Here is a 4,041-nt window from a genome sequence, read left to right on the forward strand (position 1 = left end):
ACGATCTTCACCAGGTCGGCCCGATCCGCTGCGCTGAGGAAATTGCGATTCGTCTTCACCAGGCGACTGGAATCGATCCCGCTGATTCGGTCAAACGATTTTCGGAAGGGCGCGGAATCCCGCTATATCTCAACAACACCATGACGCAGGCCCAGGACCTCGCCGCCGTCCTCGGTCACGTCCCGACGGCCGCGGCCAGTGCGACCATATCAGACAGCACGGGCGACACCCTGACGCTTGGGGGCGTCACCGCCTCGACCCTCGCCGCCAACCCGACCGCCGTGAACTTCGTCTGAACGGTCGAAGCCGGGCGCGCCGGGGGATCGAGCGCGAAGCCGACGTGAACCGCGGCGTCTCTGGGATGAGGGATGCCTGCGTTCGCCAGCTTCTCCAGTTGTCGCTGACGAACAGGCTGTCGAAGCCGAGCATGAACATGCGCATCGAGTGCACAGCGCGGCATCCCAGTGCTAACCCGAGAAGCCGACAGCGCGCACGTCTTCCCACGACGAGGGTGAGCCGAGTTTTGCCGGCGCTGCAACCATCGACCGCAGCGCGACCCTCGCATCGCAGCTGACAAGCCTCAAAGCAGGACGTGAATCCCAAGCTTAAAATTGCTTTTATGTTGTCATCGATCATGCAAGCCGCGTAGAACGGCGGTGGAACCGTCCGACTTGTTAGGATTTTCGCCGCCGCATTTATCGTCAAGCACAAAGTTTCGGGTATCACGAACTCGGCACATGATATGTGGAAGGGCTTGGCATGTACACGAGCGCGGAAATCCAATTGCTTCGTAACGCAGATCCTGGAGTCAAGATTCCCGGCATCGACACCCCGACGGGCAATCCCCTTGCGACGACGTCGCTGAAGCCGCTCGGCGCGCTGCCGTCGAGCGGGTCGATCACTTACTCTCCGGGTAACAATACCGTCTACGTCAAGCAAGCCGGCGCGGTCCTGAGCGGATACGACTTCGGCAGCGCGACGGTCATGGTCGAAGCCAACAATGTCACCATCCAGGACTGCTCTTTCGGCGCGTCGGCGACCAATTGGTATTCGATCCAGGTGGCGAACGGTTGCACAAATACGACCATTACCAACTACACCTTCAACAGCGAAGACGCCGCCTCCGCCAAAAACGCCTGGGTGGTGTCGGCGGGCCAAGTCACCATAACCAACAACAGCTTCATTGATTCGCCCAGCGACGCGCTCGACTTGACGGGATCGGGCGTCGTTTCCGGGAATTATTTCTCAGGCGCCGGCAACAACTCGACCGGCGCGCATCCGGACGGGATCTGGATCACAGACAGTTCCGGGCCGTTCTCCATCACGGACAATTTCATCGACTGGACCGCTGACCCGAATGAAACCGTCGGACCCAACGATTGCATCCGCATCACAGCCGAACTCGGTAGCGTCAGCAACGTGACGGTCAGCGGTAACTTCCTGCTCGGCGGGAGCGCCAACATTCAGGCGTCCGGGGGAACGGAGGGGACGTTCAGCAACATCTCCATCACCGGCAACTACCTCGGCTTCGCTGATTACTACGCTTTCTACCCTAGCCCAGCGACAGGGGTGACGACGAGCGGCAACGTCATTTTCGACTACACCAACCCCGGGTATGCCGCGAGCGCCTGGGCGGCCTATGAGAAGGCCGGCGTGCCGACCCCGAACCTCCTCGTCTCGGCCAGCGGATCGACCGTCAGCGCCTCGGGGACCGGCCCGACCACGCTCTACGGCAGCCTCGGCGCGCATCTGTTCGGCGGGAGCGCCGAGAACAACTTCGTCGCCGGGTTTGGCAGGGAGTTTATCTTCGGCGGCGCCGGAGCGAACGTCTTCACGTTCATCAACCCCAATCGCAGTGACTCGCCGAGCGAGATCTCCAACTTCGACCCGGCCAAGGACGTCATCGGCCTCAGCCACATCGACGCCAATCTGACGGCCGCGGGCGTTCAGAACTTCACCTTCATCGGCACGAACGCGCTGACCAGCGCCGGCGCCCAGGTCGATTACGTGCAGGATGCGGCGACCGACACCACCACCGTCCAGGCCACGCTTGCCGGAGACACCACGCCCGACCTGGTGTTCCAGATCGCCGGCCTGTTCACGCTCACCGCCGCCAATTTCGGGCTGACGTCCAGCCAGTCCACGACAGACCTCGCCGCAGGCGCGACCCTCTCCTTCTCGACCCTGCGCTCGGGCTCCGCGAACGAATATTCCTACACGAACGTTCAGGGCCGGCCCTATTCGTCGTACCAGGCCATCGACTACGCGAACGAAGTCGCGGCGGACGATCTGAACCTGAGCGGGTCGTCGAACGAGATCGATCTTTTCGAGAACAACGCGACGATCACCCGCGGCAATTCGGCCGAACGCTTCGCGATCGGCAACGGCTCGTTCAACCTCGCCTACCATGCCAATGAGACGATCCAGGCGGGCGACGCCGGAGCGGAAACCTTCGCCTTCAGCTCGGGGTTCGGCAACGAGACGATCGACGGCTTCGCGACCGGAGCGAACCCCGACACCTTGCAATTGTCGATCTCCGCCTTCTCCTATCTCAACAACACCATGACGCAGGCCCAGGACCTTGCCGCCGTCCTCAGTCACGTCTCGACGGCCACATCCAGTGCAACCATCACCGACAGCAACGGCGACAGCCTGACGCTTGCGGGCGTCACCGCCTCGACCCTCGCCGCCAACCCGACCGCCGTAAAGTTCGTCTGAACGGTCGAAGCAGGGCGCGCCGCGACAACACAGGCGAACGCTGACGCGCCGGAAAAGTGGCCTTGCGGGCGCGGGCGCTTCACAGCGTCCGCGCCTTCACCTTCGCCGCCTTCGCCGCCCAGAGGCGATTGCGCAGCGGCAGCCCGAAGACCTCCGATGCGATTTCAAACACATCGCCTTTCTGCGTTCGGAAACCGTCGCTGTACGACAGCGTCGCAGTGCCAAAGAAGTGGACATGGACGTCCCCTGGCCGTCGGAATTGCGCGTATTTGAAGTGATGCGCCTCGAGATTGGCGATGGCGTGCGTCATGTTCTGCTCGCCCGACAGAAACGGCTTTTCCCATACGATCTCCCCGCCGCGACGGATGCGCGACACGCCCAAAACGTCCGCCGGCAGGTCGCCGACCAGAAGCTCAGGCCCCAAGCTCGCCGGCCGCAGCTTTGAATGGGCAAGCCACAGGTAGTTCTCTCTTTCGGTCACGTGGTCGGAGAACTCGTTGCCGAGCGCGAAGCCGATGCGGACCGGAGCGCCTTCGGGATCGATGAGATAGACGCCCGCGATCTCCGGCTCCTCCCCGCCGTCGCGCGCGAAGGACGGGCTGATGAGATCGCCTTCCGGGGGAACCAGGATCGAGCCGTCGCCTTTGTAGAACCACTCGGGCTGCGCGCCCTCAACGCCGCGGGCAGGCTTGCCGCCGACGAGGCCGAGCTTGAACATCCGCATCGAGTCCGTGAGCTTCGCTGGATCGGCGAGATCGCGGTGCATTGCGTCGCGCCCCTCCGCGGAGCCGAGATGGGTGAGCCCGGTGCCGCTCACGAGGAGGCGAGCCGGGTCCTTGCAGTCGATCGGCGCAAGCACGCGTTTCTCTTTCAGCGCACGCGCGAGATCGACCGGTTTGCCGAGGCCGAGCTCCGTCACGACCTTGCGCAGCGGGACGCCCGCTTCGATGGCGCGGTTGGCGAGATCGCGGGTCGTACGGACGCCCTTCACCAGCCGGCTCTCGCCGCGCGCCGTCACCGCCAACGCCCGCCGGCCCTTGTCGTCGATGAATTGCGAAAGGCGCATCCGCTCAAGTCCTCCGTTCGAGGCGCGTCGGCCTGCGCCGGTCAGTCTATCCGCAGTTCGCGAAGTTCCTCAAACAGGCCGCATTCGCTCGAGCGTCGCTAGCGAGGGGTGGCCACCGGTCCAGGCGGTTCCTCCTGCTGTTGGGCAAGCGACCAGCAGCAAGCCTGCCGAGCCCGAGGTTCCGCCGGCAGGCGTTCCAGGGCCGGAAGTGGGACGACCTGCTGCGGAATCGCCCGCCGCGGCGGAGGAACCGCTTG

General features: G+C 63.8%; 3 protein-coding genes. 2 read left to right on the plus strand and 1 reads right to left on the minus strand.

Translation table 11 applies throughout. From position 1 onward, the window contains the following. The coding region (locus tag ACLP25_RS29860) for a hypothetical protein (protein ID WP_442472717.1) at positions 1-296 on the plus strand (296 nt) is incomplete at its 5' end. A 463-nt stretch (positions 297-759) separates the two neighbouring features. After that, a complete protein-coding gene (locus tag ACLP25_RS29865) occupies positions 760-2,718 on the plus strand; it encodes a hypothetical protein (RefSeq protein ID WP_442472718.1) in 1,959 nt (652 codons plus the stop codon). 79 nt (positions 2,719-2,797) lie between these two features. On the opposite strand, the gene araD1 is transcribed toward ACLP25_RS29865, so the two are convergent. Further along, positions 2,798-3,784, minus strand: a complete 987-nt coding sequence (gene araD1, locus ACLP25_RS29870) for an AraD1 family protein (protein ID WP_442472719.1) — start codon at positions 3,782-3,784, stop codon at positions 2,798-2,800. Positions 3,785-4,041 lie beyond the last annotated feature (257 nt).

The sequence above is a fragment of the Roseiarcus sp. genome (assembly GCF_052145395.1).
Taxonomy (GTDB): Bacteria; Pseudomonadota; Alphaproteobacteria; order Rhizobiales; family Beijerinckiaceae; genus Roseiarcus.